22 protein-coding genes are annotated in these 25258 nt (G+C 48.1%); 13 read left to right on the top strand and 9 right to left on the bottom strand.

All coding sequences use genetic code 11. The annotated features are described in order from the left end of the window. Positions 1 to 102 precede the first annotated feature (102 nt). Together CZ379_RS05610 and CZ379_RS05615 are read left to right on the top strand one after the other, a co-directional pair. Positions 103 to 1158 (top strand): NAD(P)/FAD-dependent oxidoreductase, encoded by a 1056-nt coding sequence (locus tag CZ379_RS05610; protein WP_110930761.1) that lies wholly within the window; start codon positions 103 to 105, stop codon positions 1156 to 1158. 213 nt (positions 1159 to 1371) lie between these two features. After that, positions 1372 to 2577, top strand: a complete 1206-nt coding sequence (locus CZ379_RS05615) for a stalk domain-containing protein (RefSeq protein WP_110930762.1) — start codon at positions 1372 to 1374, stop codon at positions 2575 to 2577. Here the strand turns inward: CZ379_RS05615 and CZ379_RS05620 are convergent. The 3 genes from CZ379_RS05620 to CZ379_RS05630 all read right to left on the bottom strand — a co-directional run bounded on the left by CZ379_RS05620 (position 2539) and on the right by CZ379_RS05630 (position 5821). After that, the gene (locus CZ379_RS05620) at positions 2539 to 3996 is read right to left on the bottom strand and encodes a serine hydrolase domain-containing protein (RefSeq protein ID WP_110930763.1); all 1458 of its coding nucleotides are present in this window, start codon (positions 3994 to 3996) and stop codon (positions 2539 to 2541) included. The genes CZ379_RS05615 and CZ379_RS05620 overlap by 39 nt on opposite strands. Positions 3997 to 4214: 218 nt before the next feature. Next, positions 4215 to 4919, bottom strand: coding sequence for a purine-nucleoside phosphorylase (gene deoD, locus CZ379_RS05625; protein ID WP_110930764.1), 705 nt, complete (start codon positions 4917 to 4919; stop codon positions 4215 to 4217). Between the two features lie 185 nt (positions 4920 to 5104). Then, positions 5105 to 5821 carry a Crp/Fnr family transcriptional regulator gene (locus CZ379_RS05630; RefSeq protein WP_110930765.1) on the bottom strand — a complete coding sequence of 239 codons (717 nt, stop codon included), beginning with the start codon at positions 5819 to 5821 and terminating at the stop codon, positions 5105 to 5107. Positions 5822 to 5961: 140 nt separating this feature from the next. Between CZ379_RS05630 and CZ379_RS05635 the strand changes: the two genes are divergently transcribed. The 6 genes from CZ379_RS05635 (at position 5962) to CZ379_RS05660 (ending at position 13442) form a co-directional block, all read left to right on the top strand. Further along, a complete protein-coding gene (locus CZ379_RS05635; protein WP_110930766.1) occupies positions 5962 to 7173 on the top strand; it encodes a phosphopentomutase in 1212 nt (403 codons plus the stop codon). Between the two features lie 75 nt (positions 7174 to 7248). Next, a complete protein-coding gene (locus CZ379_RS05640; protein ID WP_110930767.1) occupies positions 7249 to 8298 on the top strand; it encodes a BMP family ABC transporter substrate-binding protein in 1050 nt (349 codons plus the stop codon). Between the two features lie 69 nt (positions 8299 to 8367). Continuing rightward, positions 8368 to 9903, top strand: coding sequence for an ABC transporter ATP-binding protein (locus CZ379_RS05645; protein ID WP_324616361.1), 1536 nt, complete (start codon positions 8368 to 8370; stop codon positions 9901 to 9903). After that, complete coding sequence (locus CZ379_RS05650; protein WP_110930769.1) at positions 9896 to 10966, top strand: ABC transporter permease; 1071 nt, start codon at positions 9896 to 9898, stop codon at positions 10964 to 10966. Before CZ379_RS05645 ends, CZ379_RS05650 begins: the two co-directional genes overlap by 8 nt. A gap of 3 nt (positions 10967 to 10969) precedes the next feature. Next, a complete protein-coding gene (locus tag CZ379_RS05655; RefSeq protein ID WP_110930770.1) occupies positions 10970 to 11923 on the top strand; it encodes an ABC transporter permease in 954 nt (317 codons plus the stop codon). Positions 11924 to 12155: 232 nt separating this feature from the next. Beyond that, positions 12156 to 13442, top strand: coding sequence for an NCS2 family permease (locus tag CZ379_RS05660; protein WP_110930771.1), 1287 nt, complete (start codon positions 12156 to 12158; stop codon positions 13440 to 13442). A 133-nt stretch (positions 13443 to 13575) separates the two neighbouring features. On the opposite strand, the gene CZ379_RS05665 is transcribed toward CZ379_RS05660, so the two are convergent. The 3 genes from CZ379_RS05665 to CZ379_RS26925 form a co-directional block, all read right to left on the bottom strand. Next, positions 13576 to 14064, bottom strand: a complete 489-nt coding sequence (locus CZ379_RS05665) for a MarR family winged helix-turn-helix transcriptional regulator (RefSeq protein ID WP_110930772.1) — start codon at positions 14062 to 14064, stop codon at positions 13576 to 13578. Positions 14065 to 14083: 19 nt separating this feature from the next. Continuing rightward, positions 14084 to 14890 (bottom strand): N-acyl homoserine lactonase family protein, encoded by an 807-nt coding sequence (locus tag CZ379_RS05670; RefSeq protein WP_234404829.1) that lies wholly within the window; start codon positions 14888 to 14890, stop codon positions 14084 to 14086. A gap of 125 nt (positions 14891 to 15015) precedes the next feature. Next, complete coding sequence (locus CZ379_RS26925) at positions 15016 to 15711, bottom strand: 4'-phosphopantetheinyl transferase family protein (protein WP_110930773.1); 696 nt, start codon at positions 15709 to 15711, stop codon at positions 15016 to 15018. Between the two features lie 322 nt (positions 15712 to 16033). Here CZ379_RS26925 and CZ379_RS05680 point away from each other — a divergent pair, with 322 nt between their 5' ends. The 3 genes from CZ379_RS05680 to CZ379_RS05690 all read left to right on the top strand — a co-directional run bounded on the left by CZ379_RS05680 (position 16034) and on the right by CZ379_RS05690 (position 19637). Beyond that, complete coding sequence (locus CZ379_RS05680) at positions 16034 to 18028, top strand: tetratricopeptide repeat protein (RefSeq protein WP_199925483.1); 1995 nt, start codon at positions 16034 to 16036, stop codon at positions 18026 to 18028. A 129-nt stretch (positions 18029 to 18157) separates the two neighbouring features. Further along, entirely contained in the window at positions 18158 to 18508 is a 351-nt protein-coding gene (locus tag CZ379_RS05685; protein WP_110930775.1) for an ASCH domain-containing protein, read from the top strand. Positions 18509 to 18731: 223 nt separating this feature from the next. After that, positions 18732 to 19637, top strand: coding sequence for an alpha/beta fold hydrolase (locus CZ379_RS05690; RefSeq protein WP_110930776.1), 906 nt, complete (start codon positions 18732 to 18734; stop codon positions 19635 to 19637). Between the two features lie 46 nt (positions 19638 to 19683). On the opposite strand, the gene CZ379_RS05695 is transcribed toward CZ379_RS05690, so the two are convergent. Further along, on the bottom strand, positions 19684 to 21540 hold the full coding sequence (locus CZ379_RS05695; RefSeq protein WP_199925484.1) for an S-layer homology domain-containing protein: 1857 nt from the start codon (positions 21538 to 21540) through the stop codon (positions 19684 to 19686). 104 nt (positions 21541 to 21644) lie between these two features. Then, complete coding sequence (locus CZ379_RS05700; protein WP_110930778.1) at positions 21645 to 22457, bottom strand: AAC(3) family N-acetyltransferase; 813 nt, start codon at positions 22455 to 22457, stop codon at positions 21645 to 21647. A gap of 254 nt (positions 22458 to 22711) precedes the next feature. Here CZ379_RS05700 and CZ379_RS05705 point away from each other — a divergent pair, with 254 nt between their 5' ends. Next, positions 22712 to 23746 (top strand): alpha/beta hydrolase, encoded by a 1035-nt coding sequence (locus tag CZ379_RS05705; protein ID WP_110930779.1) that lies wholly within the window; start codon positions 22712 to 22714, stop codon positions 23744 to 23746. A gap of 148 nt (positions 23747 to 23894) precedes the next feature. Then, the gene (locus CZ379_RS05710; RefSeq protein ID WP_110930780.1) at positions 23895 to 24656 is read left to right on the top strand and encodes an AAC(3) family N-acetyltransferase; all 762 of its coding nucleotides are present in this window, start codon (positions 23895 to 23897) and stop codon (positions 24654 to 24656) included. Between the two features lie 202 nt (positions 24657 to 24858). Here CZ379_RS05710 and CZ379_RS25960 read toward each other — a convergent pair whose 3' ends face one another. After that, positions 24859 to 25059, bottom strand: coding sequence for a GyrI-like domain-containing protein (locus CZ379_RS25960; protein ID WP_199925485.1), 201 nt, complete (start codon positions 25057 to 25059; stop codon positions 24859 to 24861). Positions 25060 to 25258: the final 199 nt, after the last annotated feature.

Consider the following 25258-nt stretch of genomic DNA (forward strand, 5'->3'; position numbering starts at 1 on the left):
CTTCAATAACCCCTATTCCCCCTCTTGATAATGATTCTCAATTTCAATATAATTACTATAAATGGCCTGTTAACCTTGTGAATAGCTGAGGAGTGAGTGAATGTGGAGGAACAAAGGCATGAAGTATTTGATGTGACGATAATTGGCGGTGGCCCTGCAGGGCTTTACTCCGCTTTTTATAGCGGGCTTCGGGAGATGAAAACCAAGCTTATAGAATACCAGCCACGCTTGGGTGGGAAGATACATGTCTACCCTGAGAAGATGATTTGGGATGTCGGAGGCCTAATGCCGGTTCCAGGGGAGAAGTTAATTGAGCAGCTTGTAGAGCAGGGGTTAACCTTTAGCCCAGAGGTTGTGTTGAATGAGAAGGTGGAGTCGATCTCCCGCGATGAGGAAGGAATTTTTGTATTGCAGGCTGCTTCAGGGCAGAAGCACTATTCCAGAACGGTAATTGTTGCTGTAGGCGGGGGTATCTTGAATCCACAGAAGCTGGAGATTGAAGGAGCAGAGCGATTTGAGGTCTCTAACCTCAATTATACGGTAAAATCGCTCCAGCGCTTTAAGGGCAAGACTGTGATTATTTCCGGCGGCGGCAACTCGGCGATTGATTGGGCTAATGAATTGGAGCCGATTGCAGAGCAGGTTTATTTGACTTACCGAAAAGAGGCGTTGTCCGGACATGAAGCGCAGGCGACCCAACTTATGAACAGTTCGGCCATATGCTATTTCAATACGTCGATTACAAAGCTGATTGCTGGAGAGAATCACGAGACGATTGAACGCGTTGAGCTGACGAATCATGAGACCGGAGAGATTACTTGCTTGGTTATTGATGAAGTGATTATCAACCACGGCTATGAGCGCGATACAGCCTTGCTAGAGAACAGTGCATTAAAAATAGACATTGCGGATAATTATTACATTGCCGGCAGCGCTGGCAGCGAGTCTTCCATAGAGGGGCTGTATGCTGCAGGGGATATATTGAAGCATGACGGGAAGTTGCATCTTATTGCAGGTGCTTTCCAGGATGCAGCCAATGCGGTCAACCGGGCGAAGCAATATATTCAGCCGGACGCTCATAAGAGCGGGATGGTATCCTCCCATAACGAAGTATTTAAGGAGCGCAATCGAGAGCTGATTAAGCAAATGATCCAGTAACTGATCAAGTAATTAGAGTGAATTGAGCTTCATACTAATATTAAAAGGACTTTGCCGCTTAAGAAATCAATGGTATGAGACTCTTCATACTGTTGATTTTTTTTCCAAAATGCCGTATGCCATGAGTCATTGGGCAAGAAATGGCGGATCGTGCAACCTTCGGAAGGGGTATGTAGTTTATATATATAGCAATAGAAGGAGGCTAAGATCATTATGAGAAGAATGGCAAGAATCCTGCTGTCCATAACGGCAGTACTAACTTTAAGCATAAGTACATTAGTCGGGTCTGCAATGCCCGTAGTGGCGGCAAACGCAAGCGGTGATCCTGAAGGCGATATTGCCAAAATGTATCGCGTCAAGCATGAATTGAAGTTTGATATGAAGGGCACCTCTGCGACGTTGGACGGGAAGGCCGTTCACGCGGATAAGCCGATCTTGAAGGATGGCCGTGTATTTGTGCCGTTGCGTACTTTACAAGAGAGCGGGGCGGCCGCCTCGATAAGCTGGGATGCCAAGAAACGGGAGGCGCAAATCGTGATGAAGCCGCAGATTGCCCCGAACTGGCAGAAGCTGTCGTTCAGGATCGGCTCTGATCAAATTTACCTTCCTGACGGAGAGACGATAGCAGGCGAGAAGATTCCGAAGCCATTCTTGGCAAACGGACGCACGTATATTCCCGTCAAGCCTTTGTCCTGGCTCGGTGTCGCCGCATCGCTGAACGAGGGGACTGTCACCTGGAATTGGAGCGAGAAAATCATTGAAGTGATGACCCCGAACTGGGAGACAGGTGGGGAGACGGCTGCATTTTCGATGCTGTATCAGGAAGACATGTATGCGCCCCAGTTTTTATACCCTTTTGGCAGCGGGGGATGGGGAGGCGGTACGGGGATTGTCACGGCAAAGGGAATAGAACTGGATGGCCGCAAGTACAACCGCATGGAATTTACAACTGATCTGCGTCCAGGCATTAACCCGATGCAGCTTTATGCGATTTCTGCAGGCACCGCTGATTTCACTGTTCTTCGAAAGATTAGTGATCCTGGTGTGGTACCCGTAAGGTTGACGGAAGAAGGACAGCAATATATCACCCTGGACAGACCGATGTCCGGCTACCTTGAAGCGAGGAGTAAAGCCGAAATCTCTATTGAGGGAACGATTGTAAAGCCATATGAACACTTTGATCAAGTCACTGTAATGGCGCAGAAGTATGCTCCTAAATCAGGAGGACTGGGCCATGAAGTGTATACGACGGTAAGCACAAACAAGCTCCCGATCAAAGACAATAAATTCTCGGGCACTATTCAAGTAGAAGATCCTGGTTACTATTTAATCATGGTCATCAGCCCTGGATACCTTGCGGCCCCGGAACGTGATCCGATGTCAACCGTCTGGGCCGAGTTTATTGTCAAGGTGGAATGATGGCCTGGACTGTCTTGACTTGTCGTATGCCTTTACGCGCAGGATAGATTTGCATGCAATAGATATGCTTAAGCCGAGCCAGACGATAGAGAGCAGGGTTAGTCCTTGAACGGTGTCAGGTGCCGTCGTGAGTTGATGCAGCGAAGATGCGCCGCTCAAATAAGGAATATGGACGTAAATATAATAGAAGACACTGACTAGTAGTAAACCATTTAATACGAAGCAGAATAGTATCACTGCAATAGTTGGCCTTATCAAGGAGCAGCTTGTTCTCTTTCTGATCCATCCTATCGATGCGGGAAGCCATATCAGCACAATAATAAGGATCAACGAAGCGCTAATCGCTAGAAGACTTCTATTTATGGAAGATACGGCAGGAAAATCGCCCTTGGCCAAATGCCGGGGAGGCTCCCCTTTCAAGATCCGGTAAATATTAAAATTCGTTTCGTCGGTGATGTTTTGCTTGGAGTTGGCGAGCAGGGCGAAGCCGTATGATTTGTCGGGCACCACGATCAAATTGGCTGAAAACCCGGGGAGTCCTCCTTTTTTCTCGATGGTATGTGCTGTGATCTCCCAACCGTACCCGTACCCGATCGAAGAATCAAAAATAGAAGGAGTATGCATCCTGCGCAAACTACTTGCTTGAATGATAGGGTCGCCTGAACCGCCTGCGGAAGCTCCGCTAAGTAGAAATGAAATGTAAGTCCCCAAATCCTCGGCGCTGGTTGATACACCGGCAGAGCCTAAGGTAGCATAAGCTAGCTTCTCATGAAAAGGGCGGACATGCCCCCAGATGTATCGGTGTCCAGTGGCTGAATTTTGATCAAGCCCGGCCGTATCTTGGGTGAAGAACGTTTGATGCATGCCTAGGGGCTGAAAGATACGATGATGCATATAGTCGGGATAATTTAACCCGCTGACCTCTTCGATAATGAGCTGCAGCAAGTCATAGTTCATATTGGTATATTCATAGGCTGTGCCCGGGTCGGCAACAAGCTGTACATTCTGAAGCTTATGCTTGATTTGTGCTGCAATTCTCTCAGAGCTCGTGCTTTTTATAACGTGGGTATTGAGTCGCCCCGGGAGTCCGCTCGTATGGTTCAATAGATCGTGAACGGTGATGCGGTCAGAGAGGGTGGAATCCTTCGTTGCGAACCAAGGCAAGTATGTAGTAACAGGAGCGTCAAGTCGGATCAGTCCTTGATCTTGCAGCTGCATCATAGCTAGTGAGGTAAACACCTTCGAGATAGAACCGATTTGAAAACGGGTTGTGGAGTCAACCTCCCCAAGGCTGCCCCATTCCAGCACTCCGTATCCTTTGGTATAAATGGCGCCGCCTTCATCCGCAAGTACAAAGGCCATGCCCGGGATGTCGAAGCGCTGCATGTTCTGGATGATCTCTTGATCTATGAGGCGCATTGTTTCCTTCTCAATCGTAATTTCTTCAGCGACTGATGCCTTAATCGGAAGCAAATAGAGGCAGCAGAACGCTGTAATAGTGAGCAGAATAGATAAGCGGTGAATAACAATACCCCCAAATATAGAAGGACTACCCGATAGCGTAACGCACTGCTGTCAGGTAGTCCTCTTCGTTGTTTGTGATGGATCTGTTCAATTAAAGGCCCATGGCCTGGGCTTTATTTCGAGACGGTTTCCAGAGCAACTTCGATCATGTCGTTGAACGTCGTCTGTCTCTCTTGAGCCGTCGTTTGCTCTCCGGTCAGGATATGGTCACTTACCGTGAGAAGACTTAAGCCTTTGACACCGAATTTGTTCGTAAGGAAATATAGCGCTGCTGTTTCCATTTCTACAGCCAATACGCCGTGCTTGCCAAGCTTGCTGAATTCATCGCTGTTGTCCGTGTAGAACAGGTCGGAAGAGAGTACGTTGCCGACGCGCAGATTCAGTCCTTTGTTGGCACCGATTTCATAAGCAGTCTTAATGGAGTCGAAGTTCCCGATTTGCGGGAAATCGTATCCAGGGAACTGGTTGCGAATGATCGCGGAATTGGTTGCCGCCGCTTGAGCGATAATGACATCACGTATCTTGACGTCGTGCTGAATAGCACCGCATGTACCAATCCGAACGAGATGTTTGGCACCGTAATCGTTAATCAATTCATGGATATAGATGGATGCGGAAGGCATCCCCATGCCAGTGCCTTGAATCGAGACGCGTTTGCCTTTATAGGTTCCCGTAAATCCGAGCATGCCGCGAACCTGATTATAACAGACGGCATCCTCCAGAAATGTCTCGGCAATGTATTTCGCGCGCAGCGGATCGCCGGGCAGTAAGACGGATTCTGCAACTTCGCCAACCTTAGCTTCGATGTGAAAGCTCATGTAAAATCCCTCCAGCTTAGTTATATTGTGCCTGTGGCAACATTACACGAAAAGCATAGCACAATGCAAGTCGGCGATCTGTTAGGGGGTTAACCCCAGATTTGTGAATTGGTTAACAGAATAATCGTTACGCTGTTAACGGAAGTAAAGCGCTATCATTGTTATATTGAGAGCAATAGGCACGCCTAATTGTTATACCACTTGCGAAGCGTAGGGAACTCTTCCGTTTCATGACAAATGGATTCTAACAGTTTCATATCAAGGAGGTATAGATACTTATCACGAATATCGATGAGTCCTTCGGCTTGAAATTCACCTAACGTTTTGGAAATCGATTCTCTGGTGATACCGATCATATTGGCGAGCAGGGATTGGTTAATTTTCAGGTTTATCTTGTAAACGCTCTCTTCTACCGTTCCAAAATTATAATAAAGATCCATGATGATGTTAGCGACTTTGCCGCGAACGTCATAGAAGGTTAAGTAGCGGATCATACGATTGAGCATCCGGGTGCGTTCTACAAGAATTTTGTAAGCGTTTCTAAGAACAATAGGGTATTTATCGACAATGTGCAGGAAGTCCTGACCCGACAGTTGCCAGACGGAGACATTCTCCAGCGCTTCAATCGAGGAAATTCGATGATAGCTGTTCGATAGCGATTCAACTTCGCCGATAATGTCACCAGGCGTCGTAATGCTAAGGACCACTTCTTTACCTTCGTACATGCGGTAAATTTTAACCATGCCTGAGCGTAGAAGGTAGATTTCATCACTCTCGTCATTCTCAAACATAAGAATATGGTTCTTCTTGAATTGCCTTTCCTTGAGAAACGGAACGATATATTGCAAATCTTCCTCAGGAAGGCCAGAAAAAATATGAATGTCTGAGATGTTATCAATCATGAATTCTACGTCCTTTCGGTTTCGTTATGTGAACAGTTTGGTTATGAGATTGTAAAGCAGCCCTACTGTTTATTGTAGCATGATTTAACGAAAACATTGCATAGCAGCACTTTTGTTATATACAGAATCGAGGTAATGGTATGAAATATGAACGAATATGCGTCATTGTCATGGATAGCGTAGGGATTGGCGCTTTGCCGGACGCCCCGGCCTTCGGGGATGAAGGCAGCCATACGCTTGGCCACATTTGCGAGCAGGTTCCTACGATCAGTTTGCCAAATCTCACGGCCCTTGGTCTAGGCAATATTGCTTCGCTGTCTGCTGTTCCTGAGGTCGGGAAACCATTGGCCAGCTATGGAAAAATGGCAGAGGTGTCCGTGGGCAAAGATACGATGACCGGTCATTGGGAGCTGATGGGGCTCAAGGTAGAGGTGCCGTTTCAAGTGTATCCGAATGGATTCCCTCCTGAGCTGATCGGGAAGTTCGAAGAAATGACCGGACGTAAGGTCATTGGCAATAAGCCGTCCTCGGGAACGGAAATTCTCGATGAATACGGTGAGGAGCAGATGAGGACGGGCTCCTGGATCGTGTACACCTCGGCGGATAGCGTATTTCAAATCGCTGCTCACGAGGAAGTTATTCCTTTGGAGGAGCTGTACCGTGCTTGCGAAATTGCTCGGGAATTAACGCTTCACGATCCGTATGTAGTAGGACGTGTAATTGCAAGGCCATATGTAGGGCAGCCCGGCGGTTTCGTCCGAACGCCGAATCGCCACGATTATGCGCTATCTCCATTCGGAAGCACGGTTTTGGACTACTTGCATGCTGCTGAATATGATGTTATCTCTGTTGGTAAAATTTATGATATATTTACAGGACAAGGAATAAAGGAGTCCTTTCCAACAAAGAATAATTTAGACGGTATTGAAACAACGATCCGGTTGTTGCAGCGTTCGTTTAAAGGCTTACTCTTTACAAATTTAGTGGACTTCGATTCCTTATACGGTCACCGACGCGATCCCGAGGGCTATGCAGCTTGCTTGGAGGAGTTCGACCGGTATATTCCAAAGCTGATGCAGCAGACAGGAGAACGCGATTTGCTCATCATTACGGCGGATCATGGAAACGACCCTACGAGCCCAGGCACTGATCATACCCGGGAATATGTTCCGATTCTGATCTACAATCCTGCGCTTGCGGATCAAGCCATTTCGATTGGAACGAGAAGCACGTTCGCAGATCTGGCGGCCACGATTGCCGAGAACTTTGGGGTAGACAAGCCGAGGTTGGGAGAAAGCTTCCTGGGGGAGTTAAGTGGCAGTGGTAACGGAGCTAAGCAAAGCAGCTTCTAGTTAGCTTCTGAATGGCTGTAAGCAATCATTAAAGTAAGATCCAAAGACAAATGAACATTAGGGAGGAACATCAAAATGAAAAAGACAATGAAAACCGTATTGCCTCTGCTGTTGGTATTTATGCTGGTGCTCACGGCATGCGGACAGAAGGGTACAAATCAGAATGCGGGGAATGCGAATACGCCTGCTGGCAACGGCAATCAGCAAGAGATCAAGAAGCTTAAAGTAGGTATGGTTACTGACCTTGGAAGCGTCAATGATAAATCTTTTAACCAAAGCGCATGGGAAGCACTTCAACAGTTGAAGAAGGACTATGGCTTCGAAGTAAAATACTTGGAGCCAAAAACCGACGCGGATGTTGTTCCGAACCTGAATCAATTCGTCAAAGCGAACTACGACCTGACGTGGGCTACCGCATTTACACTGGCGGATGCTGTGACTCAGTTGGCTAACGAGAACCCGAATTCGATGTTCGGGATCGTGGACTCCGACCTGACCTTGCCTAACGTTGCGTCGGTATCCTTTAAGGAGCAAGAAGGATCTTTCTTGGTAGGGGTTATCGCAGGTCTTACCACCAAGACGAACAAAATTGGATTTGTAGGCGGTATGGAGATTCCGGTTATCAAACGTTTTGAAGTTGGTTTCCGCGAAGGGATTAAAGCGGTTAATCCGGATGCCAAGTTGATTGTCAACTACACAGGCTTGTTCAACCGGGTAGATATGGGCAAATCAGCAGCCTCCACAATTTATAACGATGGTGCCGATATTATTTTCCACGCCGCGGGCTTGACGGGTAACGGCGTATTTAACGAAGCGAAGGAGCGCAACAGCAAGGGCGGCAAAGTGTGGGTAATCGGAGTCGATAAAGACCAATCCTTGATCTTCGGCGATGATGTAACACTGACTTCCATGGTGAAAAAAGTAGATGAAGCTGTTTACCAAATTTCCAAGAGTTTAGCGGAGGGCAATTTCCCGGCAGGTCAAGTCACGCTGATGGGTCTGAAGGAGAACGGTGTTGATATTGCTCCGACCTCCGATAAGAATGTAGCCCCTGACGTGCTGGCTAAGGTTGAAGAGTATCGTCAAAAGATTGTTAACGGCGAAATTGTTGTACCTGTAGAATAATAAAATTCGTCCCCTGTCACCCAGGACCTGGTGTGATAGGGGACGGAAACTTTGATGGAGGGGTCTACTTTGACTAAGGCGGATATTGCATTAGAGCTGAAAGGAATCACGAAGAGATTCCCCGGAGTAGTGGCCAACGATTCGATCAGTTTTCAATTGAAACGCGGTGAAATCCATGCTTTGCTCGGAGAGAATGGCGCCGGAAAATCGACCTTGATGAGCATTGTTTTTGGACTATATCAGCCGGATGAAGGCGAAATTTACGTCAACGGGCAAAAGGAAGTGATCGACAGCCCGACTAAGGCGATCGATCTCGGCATTGGGATGGTGCACCAGCATTTTAAATTGGTCGAGCCCTTTACGGTAACAGAGAATATCATTCTTGGCATGGAGCCGAAGAAGGGGATGAAGATCGATATTAGGGGGGCCAGCGCGCAGGTCAAAAAACTGTCCGAGCAATATAGGCTGGATGTTGATCCCATGGCTACGATCGGGTCGATCAGTGTCGGCATGCAGCAGCGCGTAGAAATTATCAAGACACTCTATCGGGGCGCGGACATTCTTATTTTTGATGAGCCGACCGCGGTGCTTACGCCTCAAGAGATCAGCGAACTGCTTGAGATCATGAGACGTCTCGTTGCCGAAGGCAAATCGATCGTACTCATTACGCACAAGCTTAAAGAAATTATGGAAATTGCAGATACTTGCACGATTATTCGTCGAGGAAAAGTCATTGAGAGCGTTGAAGTCGCTAAGACCAACCCGCAGGAACTGGCGGAGAAAATGGTAGGGAAAGCCGTTAACTTCAAGACGGAGAAGAAAGCTGCCCAACCTGGGGATAAATTACTTGAGGTAAAGGATTTGGTCGTTGAGAGCGGAAAGGGAAAAAATGCAGTAGATGGACTGTCCTTCTCCGTTCGTGCAGGTGAAATCGTCGGGATTGCCGGAGTGGATGGCAACGGCCAGACGGAATTGATCGAAGCGATTACAGGAATGCGCAGCATTAAATCAGGGGATGTTCTGCTGCAAGGCAAGAGCGTCACTCATCAATCTCCGCGCGTCATCTCGGAAAGCGGATTGTCGCATATTCCGCAGGATCGGCATAAACATGGACTCGTTCTAGACTTTACAGTCAGTGAAAATATAATTTTGCAAACCTATGATCATCCTGAGCTTAATCAACGCGGCTTCATTAATGAGAAGTCAAGGGATACCATGGCTGAGCGTCTTGTCAAGGAATTTGATATACGGACGCCAAGTATTGATACAATGGTTCGTTCTATGTCTGGAGGAAACCAGCAGAAAGTGATTATCGCCCGCGAAATTGACAAGAAGCCTCAGGTTCTTATCGCTGCTCAGCCAACGCGGGGCTTGGACGTCGGGGCAATCGAATTTGTGCATCAGCAGCTCATTGCTCAGCGAGATCAGGGGAAGGCTGTTCTCCTCATCTCCTTTGAGCTGGAGGAAATATTGAATGTAGCTGATCGTATTCTCGTCCTGTTCGGAGGACAGATCGTCGGCGAGACAACGCCGGAATCGACAAATGATCAACAGCTTGGGTTAATGATGGCAGGTAAGCATGAAGGAGATGGCGCACATGAATAAAATAATGAGTATTTTCAGGCGTGAGTCTGCTGTTATTCCTGTTGTCTCTATTATCATTGGTCTATTATTGGGTGCGCTGATTATGCTGATCGGCGGGTATGATCCGCTGCTCGCTTATGAATCTCTTGTGACAAAAATTTTCGGAAGCAGTTATGACTTAGGGGAAGCGCTCCGCACGATCGTTCCTCTCGTCATGTGCGGTCTGGCAGTAGGTATTGCCTTCCGTGCTGGATTGTTCAATATCGGGGTCGATGGCCAGATCATCATGGGCTCGCTCGGTGCGCTGATTGTGGGAACGAAGCTAAGCTTGCCTCCGCTGCTGCATGCGGTAGTCGCTGTCGTATTCGGAGCGATACTCGGAGGATTGTGGGGTGCGCTCGTGGGGTATATTAAGGCGAAGCGGGGCATCAACGAGGTTATCACGAGTATCATGTTTAACTTTATTGCCCTCTATTTTAGCCATTACATGATTCGTACGTTTATGCCGCAAGCAGGCACACAGCGTTCAGCGATGATTCAAGAATCGGCAAGCATTCAGATAGGCTGGCTCTCTCAGCTGATGGGCGGTGCGCGTATTCACTGGGGATTTCTGATCACCATCCTGGCCGTCATTTTCTATCACATTTATTTGAATAGAACCAAATGGGGCTATGAGCTGCGGGCTGTCGGACTTAATCCAGATGCGGCCGAGTATGCGGGGATGAAGGTATCGAATGTTATGGTGCGTACGATGTTTATTTCCGGCGTATTTGGCGGCTTGGTCGGTACATTTGAGGTGCTCGGCGTATTTAAATACATCGCCATTAACTCGGTAACCTCCGGCCTCGGTTTTGATGGAATCGCGGTAGCGCTGCTTGGCGGAAATACAGCTCTCGGTGTGCTTCTTTCCGGGATGCTGATTGGAGCCCTTACCTATGGATCGCAAGGAATGAGCTTTGGCGCGGAAGTGCCAGGCGAGATCATTCGAATGGTGATTGGCTTCATTATCTTTTTCGTTGCCGCACCGGGCATTGTGAAGCTCTTCTTCCGCCCGCTCACTAATAAAATGAAGAAGAAGGTGTAAGTGATGGACATTATCAGCAATCTCATTAATGGGACGCTCGTATTTTCCACGGCCTTTATCTTTGCGGCTCTTGGCGGTCTTATATCCGAACGTTCGGGCGTCATCAATATTGGACTGGAAGGCTTCATGGTGTCCGGAGCTTTCTTCTCCGCGATTATTGCTTACTATGCTGAGTCGGCAGGTCTCGGCGGGCTGTCGCCTTGGCTTGGGGTGATTGGAGCCTTCGTATTCACGGCGCTATTCTCCAGTATTCATGCGATAGCTACGATCAGGTTCAAGGCCAACCAGGTTGTCAGCGGGGTAGTTATTAATATCCTCGCGGCGAGCTCGACCTTTTTCCTAGTGAAACTAATCTTTCAAGGCTCGGCGGAAAGCCCGCTGCTGACCACGGTATTCCATAAATTCAGAATTCCGTTCTTAAGCGATATTCCGTTCATCGGCAATGCGTTCTTCAACAACTATCCGACGACATATATCGCGATTGCCTTCGTGATTGTCATCTACTTCATTCTTTATAGAACGGCTGTCGGGCTCAGACTTCGCGCGGTCGGCGAGCATCCGGGCGCCGCAGATACGGTAGGGGTCAAGGTCAACCGGATGCGTTACATGGCCGTCATTCTCAGCGGCTCGATTGCAGCGCTGGGCGGAGCAACGATCGTACTGACCTCCAACGGCAACTTCGCATTCAACACGATTTCCGGGCAAGGTTACATCGCGCTGGCCGCGGTCATTTTCGGCAAGTGGAACCCGGTTGGCGCCATGCTGGCCTCCTTATTCTTTGGCTTGGCACAAGCCGTCAAAGATCAGCTGCAAATTTTCGAGTTTGCCGCTCGTATTCCAAATGAATTTTTCTACATGCTGCCGTATGTCCTGACCATGCTCGTCTTAATTGGCGCAGTAGGTAAAGCCCGCGCCCCGAAGGCGTTAGGAGAGCCTTACGAGGTAGGGAAACGTTAGGCATTCAGCTTTAGAGCATTATAGCAGGGACGAGGGGGCTGGAGTCGTTAAAGACCTTCAGCTCCCTTTTTAGAATCATTTGATGATGAGGCATGTGTGTGGGATGGGCGACGATTTGCCGGGGATTTCCTGCAATAATACATCCATTGGACGATTAGAGGGCGAGAAGCGGAGAAATTGGCGCAACAGTGCAGCGGGTGGGTTGTAGTGCTAAATAAAGAGGTGTTCAGACTTGGATAGCAGATTGGAAAGATGGTTTCATCTTCAAGAGGAGAAAACAACGATACGCACAGAAATGGTCGCTGGATTAACTACGTTTATGACAGTGGCTTACATCATAGCGGTGAATGGCGCCATTCTGAGTATGGTAGGGATGCCGTATGAAGCTGCCACGATTGTGACAGTCATTTGCTCCTTCATCGGCTGTATGCTGATGGCGCTGTGGGCAAACTCGCCCCTGATTCTTGTCCCGGGGATGGGAGATAATGCATTTTTTGTATTTACGCTCGTATTTTCGTTAGGGTTAACTTGGCAGCAGGCCCTTGCTGCAGTCTTCGTCGCGGGGCTTGTATTCATGGTTACTTCGGTGACGAAGTGGGCCGATTATTTATCCCGCTCGATTCCCAAGTCGATGATTCATGCGATGACGGCAGGAATCGGTTTTTTTATTGCCTTTTTAGGCCTGAAAAACGGCGGGTTGATCGTAGCGAACGAAAGCACCTTTGTGAGCTTGGCTAATCTTAGTGACCCTCACGCACTTACAACGATCCTGGCCTTGGTCATCGCACTTCCGTTATTTTTGCGCAATGTGAAGGGGAATTTCTTGATTGCGATTATTGCCGGAACGGGAATCGGCGCGGTGCTAGGCATTGTTGATTTCTCGGTGCTGCGTGATTTCAGCATTTCTTTTGGCGGGTACAGTGAGCTTTTCCTAGCATTGGATTTCAGCGGGATCGGCACCTTCCAATTTTGGACGGCGGTGTTCTCGCTATCGATGGTCATCATTTTTCAAAATATGGGGGCCCAGCTGGGCATGCTTCCGAATAAGTCGAAGTTCCGAAGATCGTTCCAGGCGAACTCCCTATCGGTGATCTGCGCTGGTCTGCTCGGATGCAGTCCGATGACGACGGCAGCGGAAGGAGCGACCGGCGTTGCATCCGGCGGCAGAACAGGGCTTACCTCCCTTACCGCAGGATTGCTGTTTATCCCGGCCCTGTTCCTCATACCCTTATTCAAGGTCATCCCGAACAGCGCTATTGCGCCAGTGTTGATCATTGTGGGGTGCCTAATGATTATGTCGATTAAGGAAGTGCCTTTCGACGACTTTACCGAAGCGTTTCCGGCTTACATGATGCTGGCGATCATGCCCTTATCCTTTAGCATCGCTAACGGTATTGCGTTCGGCTTCATCGCTTATCCGATTGTGAAGTGGGTGACGGGGCGCCGGGCAGAGGTGTCGATGACGATGTATATGATTGCGTTTTTCTTCCTACTGTATTTCATCTTGGGCTCGATTTAGAAACGGAATGGGAATGGTTGATGAACGTGTTCGTGCATCTAGTGTGCTTCTGATGATGAAAGGCAGCTTTTATAAATCCTAACTTCTAGGGAGTATTCTCGTGTTATAGGGGGATACTCCCTAGAAGTTAACTTTAGTTATTCTCTTCAGACGATTTCATGAGCTTGCGATTTCGCAGAGTTGTAGCGATGGGGTAATAGGACAACAATTTCTCTAGCGTGACGCTTACGGCAGATAACTCTTCATCAGAGAACAATGTTCCTAGATCCTCATGCAGTGTGTTTTCAAAATGTACAATTTCCTCGTGCTTTTCCCTGCCAAGGTCAGTTAGTTGTAATAACACGTATCTGGCGTCTGTCGGATCGGTGATTTTATCTACTAGTCCATCTTGCACCATTCTATCAATTAACCTGGACGGACTCCCCGTTTCACATACAAGCAATGAGCCGAGATCTTTCAGATTTACAGGCTCCCACTGCTTCAATACTTGGATAACCTCGGATTGAGAAGCGGTTAAATTGATTTTTTTCATATATTCATTGAGCTGTCGGCTTCCTAATCTCTGGGCAGCCAAAATATAATAGCGGAACCGCTGGGCCTCGAAGCGAGATAGTGGTGGCATAGAAAAACCCTCCAAATAATTACGTAATCATTTGCGGCGCAACCTCAGGATCATGATTAGCGATAATCCGTCTGCAATCGTCTCTTAACGAGAACTCTTGTACCCAACGAAGGGATTGGATTGCCTCTTCCTTATTTGTTATAGCGCCCGGTAATACCAATTGCGTCCAGGAACGTCTCGAATAACCCACATCGCTAATCAGTAACACCCATCCTTTACTCGTCTGTACCATGACTGTAAATTGGCCTTTGCTGTGGCCGGGAGTGTGCACTAAATAGAGTGAGCCGTCTTGAAACAAATCGACACCTTTATTATAAGGGCCGAAGGGAATCGCTTCTAGTTCAAATGTTTGAACGGGCACTCCTCGCCACATCGAACGAATATAACCGAGGTCTTTATTGGCCGCGTCCCACTCCGGCTTGCTCGTTAATATCGTCTTGGCATGACGAACATGTTCAACTCCACTGACATGATCTAAATGAAGATGGCTTAAGAGCACGAAGTCGAGATCGGTATCCTTTAGCCCTATTGTCTCCAAATGCTCCCGTACAGATTGCCCAGGCGGCAGTTTCCCTTTGAATAGAGCGCTGGCGACTAGACCCAAGTGTCCCCGGGGATTGTTGCGAATCGTTTCGCTCCATCCTGTATCTACAAGGATGTTTCCTTTAGGATGATTTATAAAATAAGCGGACACGGGAAGCCAACTCTTCTTCGAGCTTGGTCGGAAAATTCCAGTGTGCGGAGCGGGGTGTATGGTCTTCTCTTGATAGGCAAGTGCCCGATCAATGTATACTTCGCCCGTATGCCAAATGTGAATCGTTGTCACATGTATCTCCTCCTAATAGATGATGTGTCATTTATAGAATTCATTTTATATTAAGTGATGTGTCATCTATTTGCAAGAGAGAATTTATGAGTTATATCAAGCACTAAAATTCGTCTATATCATTCTCATACATAAGCCATAAATCGTTCGTACAGCTCTTCTATGTTGAGTATGCGGATATGATCAGGAAACCGATCATGCATTGCACAAACGGACAGCTTGTATGCGGGATCGATATCATATTGCTTGAATGAGCAGCGGTTGAGTTCGTTGCGGGTATCCAGCTCGATCCGCTCGCGGCCGACGCGAATGGAGAAGGAGTCGAGCGGCAGGGAAAGCCCCATGCCCGCTGCTTTAATGTAGCTTTCTTTTAACGTCCACAAATCAAAAAAGTAATTTAATTTTGCCTCATCCTGCCGCCTATGAAGATCAAAGCACTCCTGCTTGGAGAAAAATCGCTCGGCGATGCCGAAATCCATCTCCTTTACCTCTTCCACATCAATGCCGACAGGAGATTCGTCTACGGCGCAAACTACCCATTTGCCCGAATGGGAGTTGTTAAAATGCAGCCCGCAGTCTTCCCTCAACGACGGCTTGCCGTAAGCATTTTGAATCAGCTGTATATCCCTGTTCTTGATATCCAGCCTGCTGCAGATGAGCAGTCTAGAGAGAATGTCGCCCGTTAATGTTCTTAGCGCGTCTTCCTTACGCATAAATCTATGAATTCGCCCCTGTCTCTCCGCGGGAAGCTCTTTGATAAGGCTCCAAATGGAGAGCGAGGTAATATTCGGCTCTAGCTGAACACCGTAAATCTCCGTCATGTTTGCTCCCACCTCATCTATTTCATCGATAAATCACATCAACTTCCATTATAAGGTCATTGGCACATAGATCAATTGCAAAATGCCTGCTATCAGAAAATTCCATTATCTTACTTGAAAGTCATTCCTCCCCTGACAGCTCCATGATAAGATATAGAGGATCAAATTAAAGAGACTAAATTGCTGCGAAGAGTGGGGGAAAAGCTTGAAGAAGAAAAGCATCATCTGGATTTGTAGCTTTATGATTAGCATTTGCATGCTGGGAATGCTGAGTGCTTGTACTCAGTGGTCTGCTTACATAGGTTCTAAGGATTGGGGGGAAATGATAAAAAATAATGCGACAGGGCATCGCTTAGTAGAGAAGGGCAAATATGAAGAGGCGATCGGGTATTTGGAGAAGGCGATTGATTATGCTTATAAAATGGAGCCGGCCCTCATCGATTTGAATCATGAAATCAAGCTGGACGATCATATGGGGGCCCCGTTTAACAATCTTGGCTGGGCCTATAACGAATTGGAGGATTATGAACAAGGCCTGGAGTACATGGAGAAGTCACTCCTCATTTTGCCGAATCAGGATTGGGAGTATGTGAATAAAGGAAATGCCTTGTACGGTTTAAACGAATATGAAGCAGCATTGGAGAGCTTTGATCAGGCTCTGTCGATGGGAAATGAGAAGTATGCTTATTATGGCAAGGGCAGATCGTTTTACGATTTGGGGCGGTATGAGGAAGCACTGGAGCAATTCGATATTTATTTGAGTATGGATGAGACCGACTTGGATGGGTTTGAAGGAAAAGTATATACCCTGCTCCAGCTGAACCAGCATGAGGAAGCTAGCCGTCTGGCGAATGATATTATTCGGCAGGAACCGGATAATTATGAGGCATATCGCATAAAGGCTGGTGTACTTGAATATACGGAAGATATAAATCTTCTAAAAGAGCACTATAGGAGCATGACCGAGAGGTTCCCCGGCCATACGGAAGTTTATGCGCAAATGATAGCGTCTTATAGTATGTTGGGAGACTTTGAACAGGCGGAGAGCAGCTATGATGCAGCCGTTCAGAAGGATCATTCTAATGCAGATATACATATAGCCATGGGAGACGCTCATATGGGCCGCTCCATGTACGTCCAAGCGGCAAAGTACTACGACCAGGCCGTTCAGCTCCAGCCTCAGCATGAAGAGAGCAGCATCAACAAGCTGAGGGCGCTGTACAATGCCCGCAGAAATTATCAGTGCATCGCCTTTGGCGAGGAAGCCGGGAAGCAAGAGTTCTCCTCTTCCCTTATTCCATGGTTTACGGGGCAATGCCACTTTGATTTAGAGCATTACGCCGAGGCCATTCAGGCTATGGAGCGGGTGGTTGAGCTGGACCCGAATGACGACGATGCGTACGCCACGCTGTCGTATTCCTACTATATGTTAGAGGAATACGACAGGGCGGAGGAGTATTGGGAGAAGAGTCTGGAGTTATACTCCGGCAATTCTATGGCTTTATATATTGAGGATTTGTTGCAAGATAGCAGGAGACCACTTGGCGAGCGGATCAAGCATTTTTTCCAAGATAATTATCTGTACATAGCCAGTAGTCCTGATGTGGATACAATTTTGTCCGAACTGGATAAGCAGGATATGACAACAGCGGAAATAGCAGCGGTTATCGAGCGTGCGAAGCATCCGCAGGATATGTTCACTTCCGTGATTTATGGGGATGAATACGACAGGTTAACCGGGAGCATCGAACAAGATGTAATTTATGAAGACCAAGGGACTATCGCTTATTTTCGCATTTACGAATTCAATTTCAATACGGACGACAGGTTCATTGAATATCTCGACCAAATCCCAAATCCCGAAGCTAAGAAACTAGTCATTGACCTGCGGGGGAATACGGGGGGGAATATGGATAGCGCGAATAACATTTTGGATGCACTGCTGCCGGAATGTGTGACCAGCATGCTGATCGAGCGGGACGGCTATGCGGACAGCTATTACTCGGACGCGGATTATGTGGCCTTCAAAAAGATATATGTTCTAGTGGATGGAGATACGGCGAGCGCCTCCGAATTATTGACGATGGGCTTAAGCACTTATTTGCCTGTTGTGACGATTATAGGCCAAGACACTTACGGCAAAGGAGTCGGACAACGCGTGTTTGAGGATAAGGCGAACAGGATCATGGTTATCGCGGTCAATCATTATTGGAACGTAAGACAGAACAATATTATGTACTCTCATATCAGCCCTGATATTTACGTCAAGAGCTCCAAGCTGGAGGATTACATGAAATTAGTCAAGGCGGGGCGTTAAAAAGGCCAAGACTTATTCGCCGTTAACAGTGCGCGGTGATGCACTGGTGGAAAGATAGAGTGCTTGCTGTACGACAAATTCACAATTGTGATAAAGTTAAATGGAAAAATTGACGAGGAGGACAACGATATGCAAAATCATGCAGAACACGATGCATTGCCACCCAAGACATGTTCTATCGAACGTTTAGTCACTTTGCCGGCGGATGTGGAGAAGGTATTGGCAGGACAGAAAACAGCAACTCGCCGCAACGGTCGATACGCCGATGTTGGAGAAGTCATGACGCTGGGGGGCCAAGATTTTGTAATCGAACAGGTCTATTCCCAGGCTCTCGGCGATTTGACGGAAGAGCAAGCCATGCAGGAAGGTTACGTCAGCCTGGAAGAATATAAGCAGTCGATCCTATCCATTCATCCCGGCATGCGTTGGGTACCGACGATGCGAGTTTGGGTTCACGAGTTCAACCCTAAGCAGGAATAGGCGGATACTAAAAAACTGCGCAAATCGTGATGCTATGGCTCATGGTTGCAAAGCCGCAGTTAGGGCAGCGCTGTTGCAATTTACAACGCAGCGACGCCACAGAACAAGAATAAACTTCACTGAATCGCCCTTCATCAATATGAATAGCAGATGGGAGGGCGATTTCTTATTCTAGGCGGATGCTTTTTTAAAAGGGAAATCATAAAGCAGGAGGATTGGCAGGATGGTCAAAGTGTATAAAAATAAACGCGTCGAGCAGCAGGTGCTTCAATCCTATCAAGGCATATTAGATATGTGGCCTGTCGATTTTCAGGAATATCATATCCCTACCCAATATGGGCTGACCCATTGTATTACTTCGGGCAGTCCAGACCTCCCCCCTTTATTGCTGTTCCATGGGGTGGGGGATAACTCGGCGGTGATGTGGGTTCTGAACATTGAAGAGTTGTCCCGACATTTTTATTGCATCGCCGTAGACACGCTCGGCGGTCCGGGCAGAAGCATTCCAAACGAGCGTTTTGCCAGAGGCAGCTTTGATCAGGCGGGCTGGATAAACCAAATCATCAATCATTTTCAATATGAGCGCGTCTATTTGGCAGGGGTTTCTAACGGGGCATACATGGCGTACAATTACACGGCATCCCACAGCCATAAAGTGCACAAAGCTGTTTGTATGGAGGGCGGGATGGTGACGAAGCCGTTTAAGACGATGGTGCAGACGCTGCTAATGATGTTCCCGGAAATATGTATTCCCACCCATCAAAATTTACTTCGTATATTAAAAAAGCTTAGCTCGCCCCACTCCGAGGTTTTTGTGCAATACCCTTGGCTGACGGATCATTTGGCGCTGCTGATGAGGAGTCATAACCAGCAGGCGATGTTTGTTCACAAGATAGATAAATACAATCGGGAGGAGGGGAGCGCTGCGGGGAGTCAGCTATTTTTCCTCGTAGGGGATTACCGGATTGAGCTGCAGCGGGACTTTCTGAGGCTACTGGAGGAAGGGAAATTTCAGTACAAGATCATTCCGGATGCAGGCCATGGCATTAATCATGAACAGCCTAAGCGGGTAAATGCAGAAATCGTGGGCTTCTTGTTAGGGGAGAGCAAGCCATTGGAAAGAGGCTGATCCCCCGGCCATATAGCCGGGAAGTCAGCCTTTGTAAGCTCCGTTGTTAATTTTCCGTAATGACTACAAGAATCCATTCATCACGGATCATATTCTTAGCGTAATCTCCGATCCCATTCAAGGCAATCTCCAACTGATCGCCAGACTGCAACGGATGAGAACTAAAAACCTCTTCATTTAAAGTAATGACGATAGTTCCATTTTCGACACCTACAGTGAAATGCTCCCGAGGCAGAAGTTCATAGCTGTCGCTGTCATTAACTGGCGCATGCGAGATGCTTATTTCGAAGTCGCCATACCGAGCCAGCGGTTCGTTTGCGGTTATTGTAATTGCTCCATTGCTGTAGACGCTGCTCGTGACCGTCGGCGGCGCGGCATCCAAAATGACAGGCAGGGTAGTCGCGCTGCTGACTTCCGCGTCAATTTCAAAGAGAGTAAGCTTTAAGGAAGCGATCGTGTCCTCATTCGCGCCCTCCTTAAGGAGAATTTGCACTCCGCCGTTAGCTTTTTTAGCTTCAATGTGTTCAGACTCTGACGTCACTTGAATATAGCCGACGGTAGTACCCTTTTCCTGTATTAGAAAATGACCCTTGTCAGGGCCGTATTGCAGTATAAGCGATTCATCCCCTCGTTGAACATGGATCAAGCTGCTGATATCGCGATATTTGTAGGGGTCATATCCTTCCCGTACAGGATCATCCCCAATGGTCACAATGTCCTCATCGGTAACAAGGGTGTGGTTAAGTACAAAGCTGGCTTCCGGTGCTACCAGAGTCAAGGATATTGGCAGCCTTAGCTCTATGTCCGAGCTGCGTCTGGACAGATTTCCGGCCTGATCTGCGGCAAACACATTATAGATTCCAGCCTCTAATTGGGCTGTATCGATCGACGTTGGGGTGTTGGCGGTTGTAATTCGTACCTTCTTCGCAATACCTTCAGCTACGAGGACTTCCAGGTCTGCTAGAGTTGCCGATTGATATTCTCTCGGAGCGAGGTACAAGAAGCCGGTCTCGTTGCTGGATGCGATTAGGCTGCTGCCTATAAACACAGGAGTACTCGAAAGGATGCTTACGACAGGCGCGGTCGTATCTCTTTCACTTCCGCTGCCGCCACCGCTTCCAGAACCTGTTCCGCCCCCGCTCCCGCTGCTGCCGGAGTTGCTGATATTGCTATTGTCTGCTGGTGTGTTGGTCTCAGGTGCTGTAGGTACTGAAGTTTCGATTGGTGAAGGAGGCGTATTCCCATCTGAGGGGGTGGTAGGAGTCTGTCGGGAATTGCGTTGTTCTTCGATATTCTGCAGGAACTTGCTAGCTACGAGAGCTGCCGATTGGCGATCCGCACTTTGAAGCGGGTTAAAGCTGCCATCCGTGTTGCCTTTGATGAGACCCAGTTCGAGCGCTGCGGCTACCGCATCCCTGGCATAGTCTGAAATATCGTCTTTATCGGTAAAGGTCAACTGATCCCCCTTCCCGCTGGCATCTACGCCAAGGGCTCGGCAGAAGATGACGGCCATGTCCTGCCGCGATAAACTATTGCCATTGCCGAACTGATGATTGCCGTATCCGTGAATAAGCCCGGCTTGCACTGCGGCCTCGACGGCGGCATAAGAGTAATGAGCTGCAGGAACATCACTGAATGTAGCAGTTGCTGGCGCGCTGGCCATATCCAGATTTAGAGCTTTGGCGAGAATGATCGCAAAATCCTGTCTTTCGATGTGTCCAGTCGGGTCGAATTTTCCGTCCCCGCGGCCACTAACAATTCCTTGCTCAACCAGCCTTTGAATGGAATCCTTCGCATAGGAACCATCGACATCGACAAAGAACGTCGTTGCAGATGCCGGTGCAGCTAATGTGCTGAGCAAGGCTGCTGTAGTAATGATTTTGGCATAAAGCTTCTTGTTCAAAAACACGCCTCCTTAGAGTGAAATTTATGTATATTTTGTGTCTATATCAAACATCTTAGATTAATGATCTATATCCAGCAATCCATTTATGAAAAATTTGAAGATTATTTCTCCTTCCGATGCAGCTCAATCCATTGAACTGCCCAGTCTACGAGCTGTCTTTGCCTCAGAAAGCGCACCTCTGCCTCACCGACCTTGTAAATCGCCACGTTGTGAGCCCGATCATAATGCTGGCCCAATTCGATGAAATCCCCGTCATCCACAGCTTGAGTGCGATAGGTCACCCATGTTCTCTTTCCGTCGATCATGACCGCGCTGCTTTCCTCCGTAAACCGCTTTGCAGGAAAGTCTGCTCTGGTCTCCGCTAAGTGCAGCGAGGTGTTCTTGTCGTATCCGACTCCAATAAGCAGGATGTGGCCGTCAAGCTCATATAACTTATCCACCGGCGATCCTTTGCCAAAAATCTGGCTTAAATCATGCCCCTTCGTAAGGTATTCCGCATGCCTGCCTACGGCAGCCACGGATCTCGCCGGATGATTGGATCTGGCAGCTCCGGGCCATTTCCGGAACATCTCCGCAACAACGCCCATCCCGATGGCTGGCGTAATTTCTTTATCGTAGGCAGGCCAGTGCTCTCGAATGATGGGCCAATGTTCGGGAGACACCTCCCAATGGACACCTGTTGCAGGGTCAAGATTCTTCCAGGTTTGGGAGGGCATCATCAAAGTCCCCTCCTCGCCGACAATTTCAAGCAAAGCACGAATTAAGGTCTCGGCTCCGCCAACCACGAACCCGATCTTGCTTAACGAGGTATGCACGAATATCGTCTGTCCCTTCGATATGCCGCAATGACGGAATTGCTCTTTCAGCGTCTGTTTGGTCAAGATCGGCTTTTGTACATCACATGGGCCTGTCACTGTAACTCCTCCTTACTTTTCCTCCAGATTTCAAACAAAAAAAGAGACAACCCCTCATTAGCCGAGGGGTTGTCTCCAGTGTTGCCAGAAAGCATTGCCCTTAAATTGGACGATATCTTACATTATATTGAAAAAGATCGGCGGCATCAATCCTATGATGGAGTGGACTGTATCCCTAAACATGAATGCCTGCGTTCTCTTATGCCCTGAAAATAAGAGTGTCAAACGTATAAATAAAATAAGGGGGCGTTCGCATGGACTTTACCGACCGTATAATAGAAAAAACGATAATGAGCAGCTTCTTGTATGAGCCATTCTGGGATCGGTGGGTTGGAAGCGGGATATCAAAAGCGACGGTGTATGAGCTGCGTCAGCAGGCTAATAGTATTGAGGATTGGATCGAGATTCTGCAGTGTCATGTGGAAGTGTATGAACAGCTGGCCCTAAAAATGCTGAAGCAGCATTTAGACGGTGAAGCAGAATATTTCTATAGGATCGCAGCGATGAACTATTCCTTGATTCAGTGGATGTTCCCTCATGCCGGGCCAGAGAAGCAGGCATGGTATGAGCGTTGCCAAGACATGCACAGGCAAGCCGACAGGTTGGCGGCAGAGACTGTAAGGGCTGTAATTCTTGTGGAAGGTAACGAATGCTATGGAAGGATACGTATTCCTCGTCACCCCCGCGGCTGCATAATTATGGTTAACCCCATTGATTCATCGAAAGAGGAATCCATTAAATACGAAGCAGGCTTCGCCAGACTAGGCTTTGTTACGGTCAGCTTCGACGGCCCGGGGCAGGGAGAGACGTATGTATTAAATCGGTATAAAGCTACCTGGCGCAACTGGGAGCTATTTGTTCACGAGATAACCGAGTATGCAGTATTACAATTTCCAGAGCTTCCGCTTTACTTATTTGGTACAAGCTTTGGCGCAACTTGGGCGATTAAAGGCGGCAGCCACCCTGGAATCCGCAAGGTTGTGGCGGTTAGTCCTCTGATAGAGGATCAAACAAGGTGGCCTGAATATTTCCAAGAACGTTTGTCTTACGTCATCGAGGGTGAAGAGAACCCTTTGGCGTTCAGGGAGGAGAAGATGGGACGGCTAAGCGCCCTTCTTCTTATTCATGGCAAACAAGACGATTGGGTCAAGGATGCAGCGATCGAGTCGTTCTATCAGGCAGTACCTGCGGAGAAGCGGTTAATAGAGTACATAGATGAACGCCATGGCTGTAATTTTAAAATGGACGATATCATTGCCTCGGCTGCCGACTGGTACATGGCTAGGTAGCCGGTGTTCCCACCGTGTGATATCCTGTAGTGGTTCTAAATATTGTGCTACTTTTCTTCGTTGAATTGACCAAACAAGGCTTGTTGTTATAGACAGGACAGGTATAATGATGATGGATCATTCAATTACCAACAGGTGGAGGTTTATCATGCATACAAAGAAAAGTTTGATGGATCAGCTTGAAAGCGCTGGCATTGACCAGCATGGAACCGTGCTGATGCATTCATCCATGAAAAGTATCGGCGAAGTAGAGGGAGGAGCGGACACAGTTCTGGATGCCCTTTCGGAATATATGAAAGATGGGCTGCTGGTTTTGCCTACGCATACTTGGTCTTATATCAATGCGGACAATCCGAAGTTTTATGTCGAGACATCCGAGGTATGCGTCGGTATTCTGCCGGAGTTGTTCCGTAAACGTCCAGGCGTTATCCGTTCCTTGCACCCGACGCACTCCGTGGCAGCCCGCGGGAAGGATGCGGCTGAGTTCACTGCCGGCGACGAGAGATGGGATACGCCGTGCCATCGGGAATCGGCTTGGGGCCGCCTGCTGGATCGAAAGGCGACGATTCTGCTCGTAGGCGTTGACCTGCGCAGAAATACGTTCATTCACGGGATCGAGGAATGGGTTGATATTCCGGGAAGAATGACGGACGGGCATGAGCAATTGTACACGGTGCTCCCCGACGGAAGAGAGGTATTGGTTCCATCCCGTCGTCACTGCGGCCTGCCTTGGTCGGAGCACTTCTGGAAGGTTGAGCATGTACTTGAAGAGCAGGGAGCGCTGTATCGCGCACGTCTAGGCGATGCTGAGGTGTTGGTTTGCGATACGGTGAAGACGACGGAAATTCTTACCGACATGCTGCTGAAGAATCCGGATTTGTTCTCGGATAACGAGCCTTTGGCTGAGTAAGGCAAGGGACTTCAAGGCGTCTCAAACATGAATAAGCCGACTGCGTTAGGCAGTCGGCTTTGTGCTGTTATTTTTTGATAATAGGAATCCAGATTTCGCACAGATAGTCTTCGGCTGAGATGTCTCCCGATGAGTAGACCTCCAATTCAGGCGCGTTCTCGGTGATCTCATAGCCGGTTGCTGGGAACCATTCCTGGAATATTCAATCAAACACTTTTTGAATGGCATCCGGAACGGGGCCGACTGCGTTGAAGATCGCCCATGTGGAGCGAGGAATGGGGGTCAGAGTAAATCCTTCGGCAGAAGCATTCAGATCGGTAGGGGCAGCAATCATATAGGTAAAATCCCCGCTTTCCAGCTGCATGTTCATGCACGCTCCGATATAATTACCGCCGTTACTCAAGGATTGAAGCCTCTTTGCATGACCTCCTTGTGCGTATCATCGTACCATTCTGTCGGATCGGATCTCCTGTCTTTTTGTGCTATTTGCGAACAGGTTCTTATAGCTAGGGTACCCTAAATGAATGAGCCTGAGAATCATGCAAGACAAATTGCAAGTTTGATTCTAGAACGTCTTTAGGGGAACGATCAGAATCAGAAAT

This window comes from Paenibacillus bouchesdurhonensis (assembly GCF_900155685.1).
Classification (GTDB): domain Bacteria; phylum Bacillota; class Bacilli; order Paenibacillales; family Paenibacillaceae; genus Fontibacillus; species Fontibacillus bouchesdurhonensis.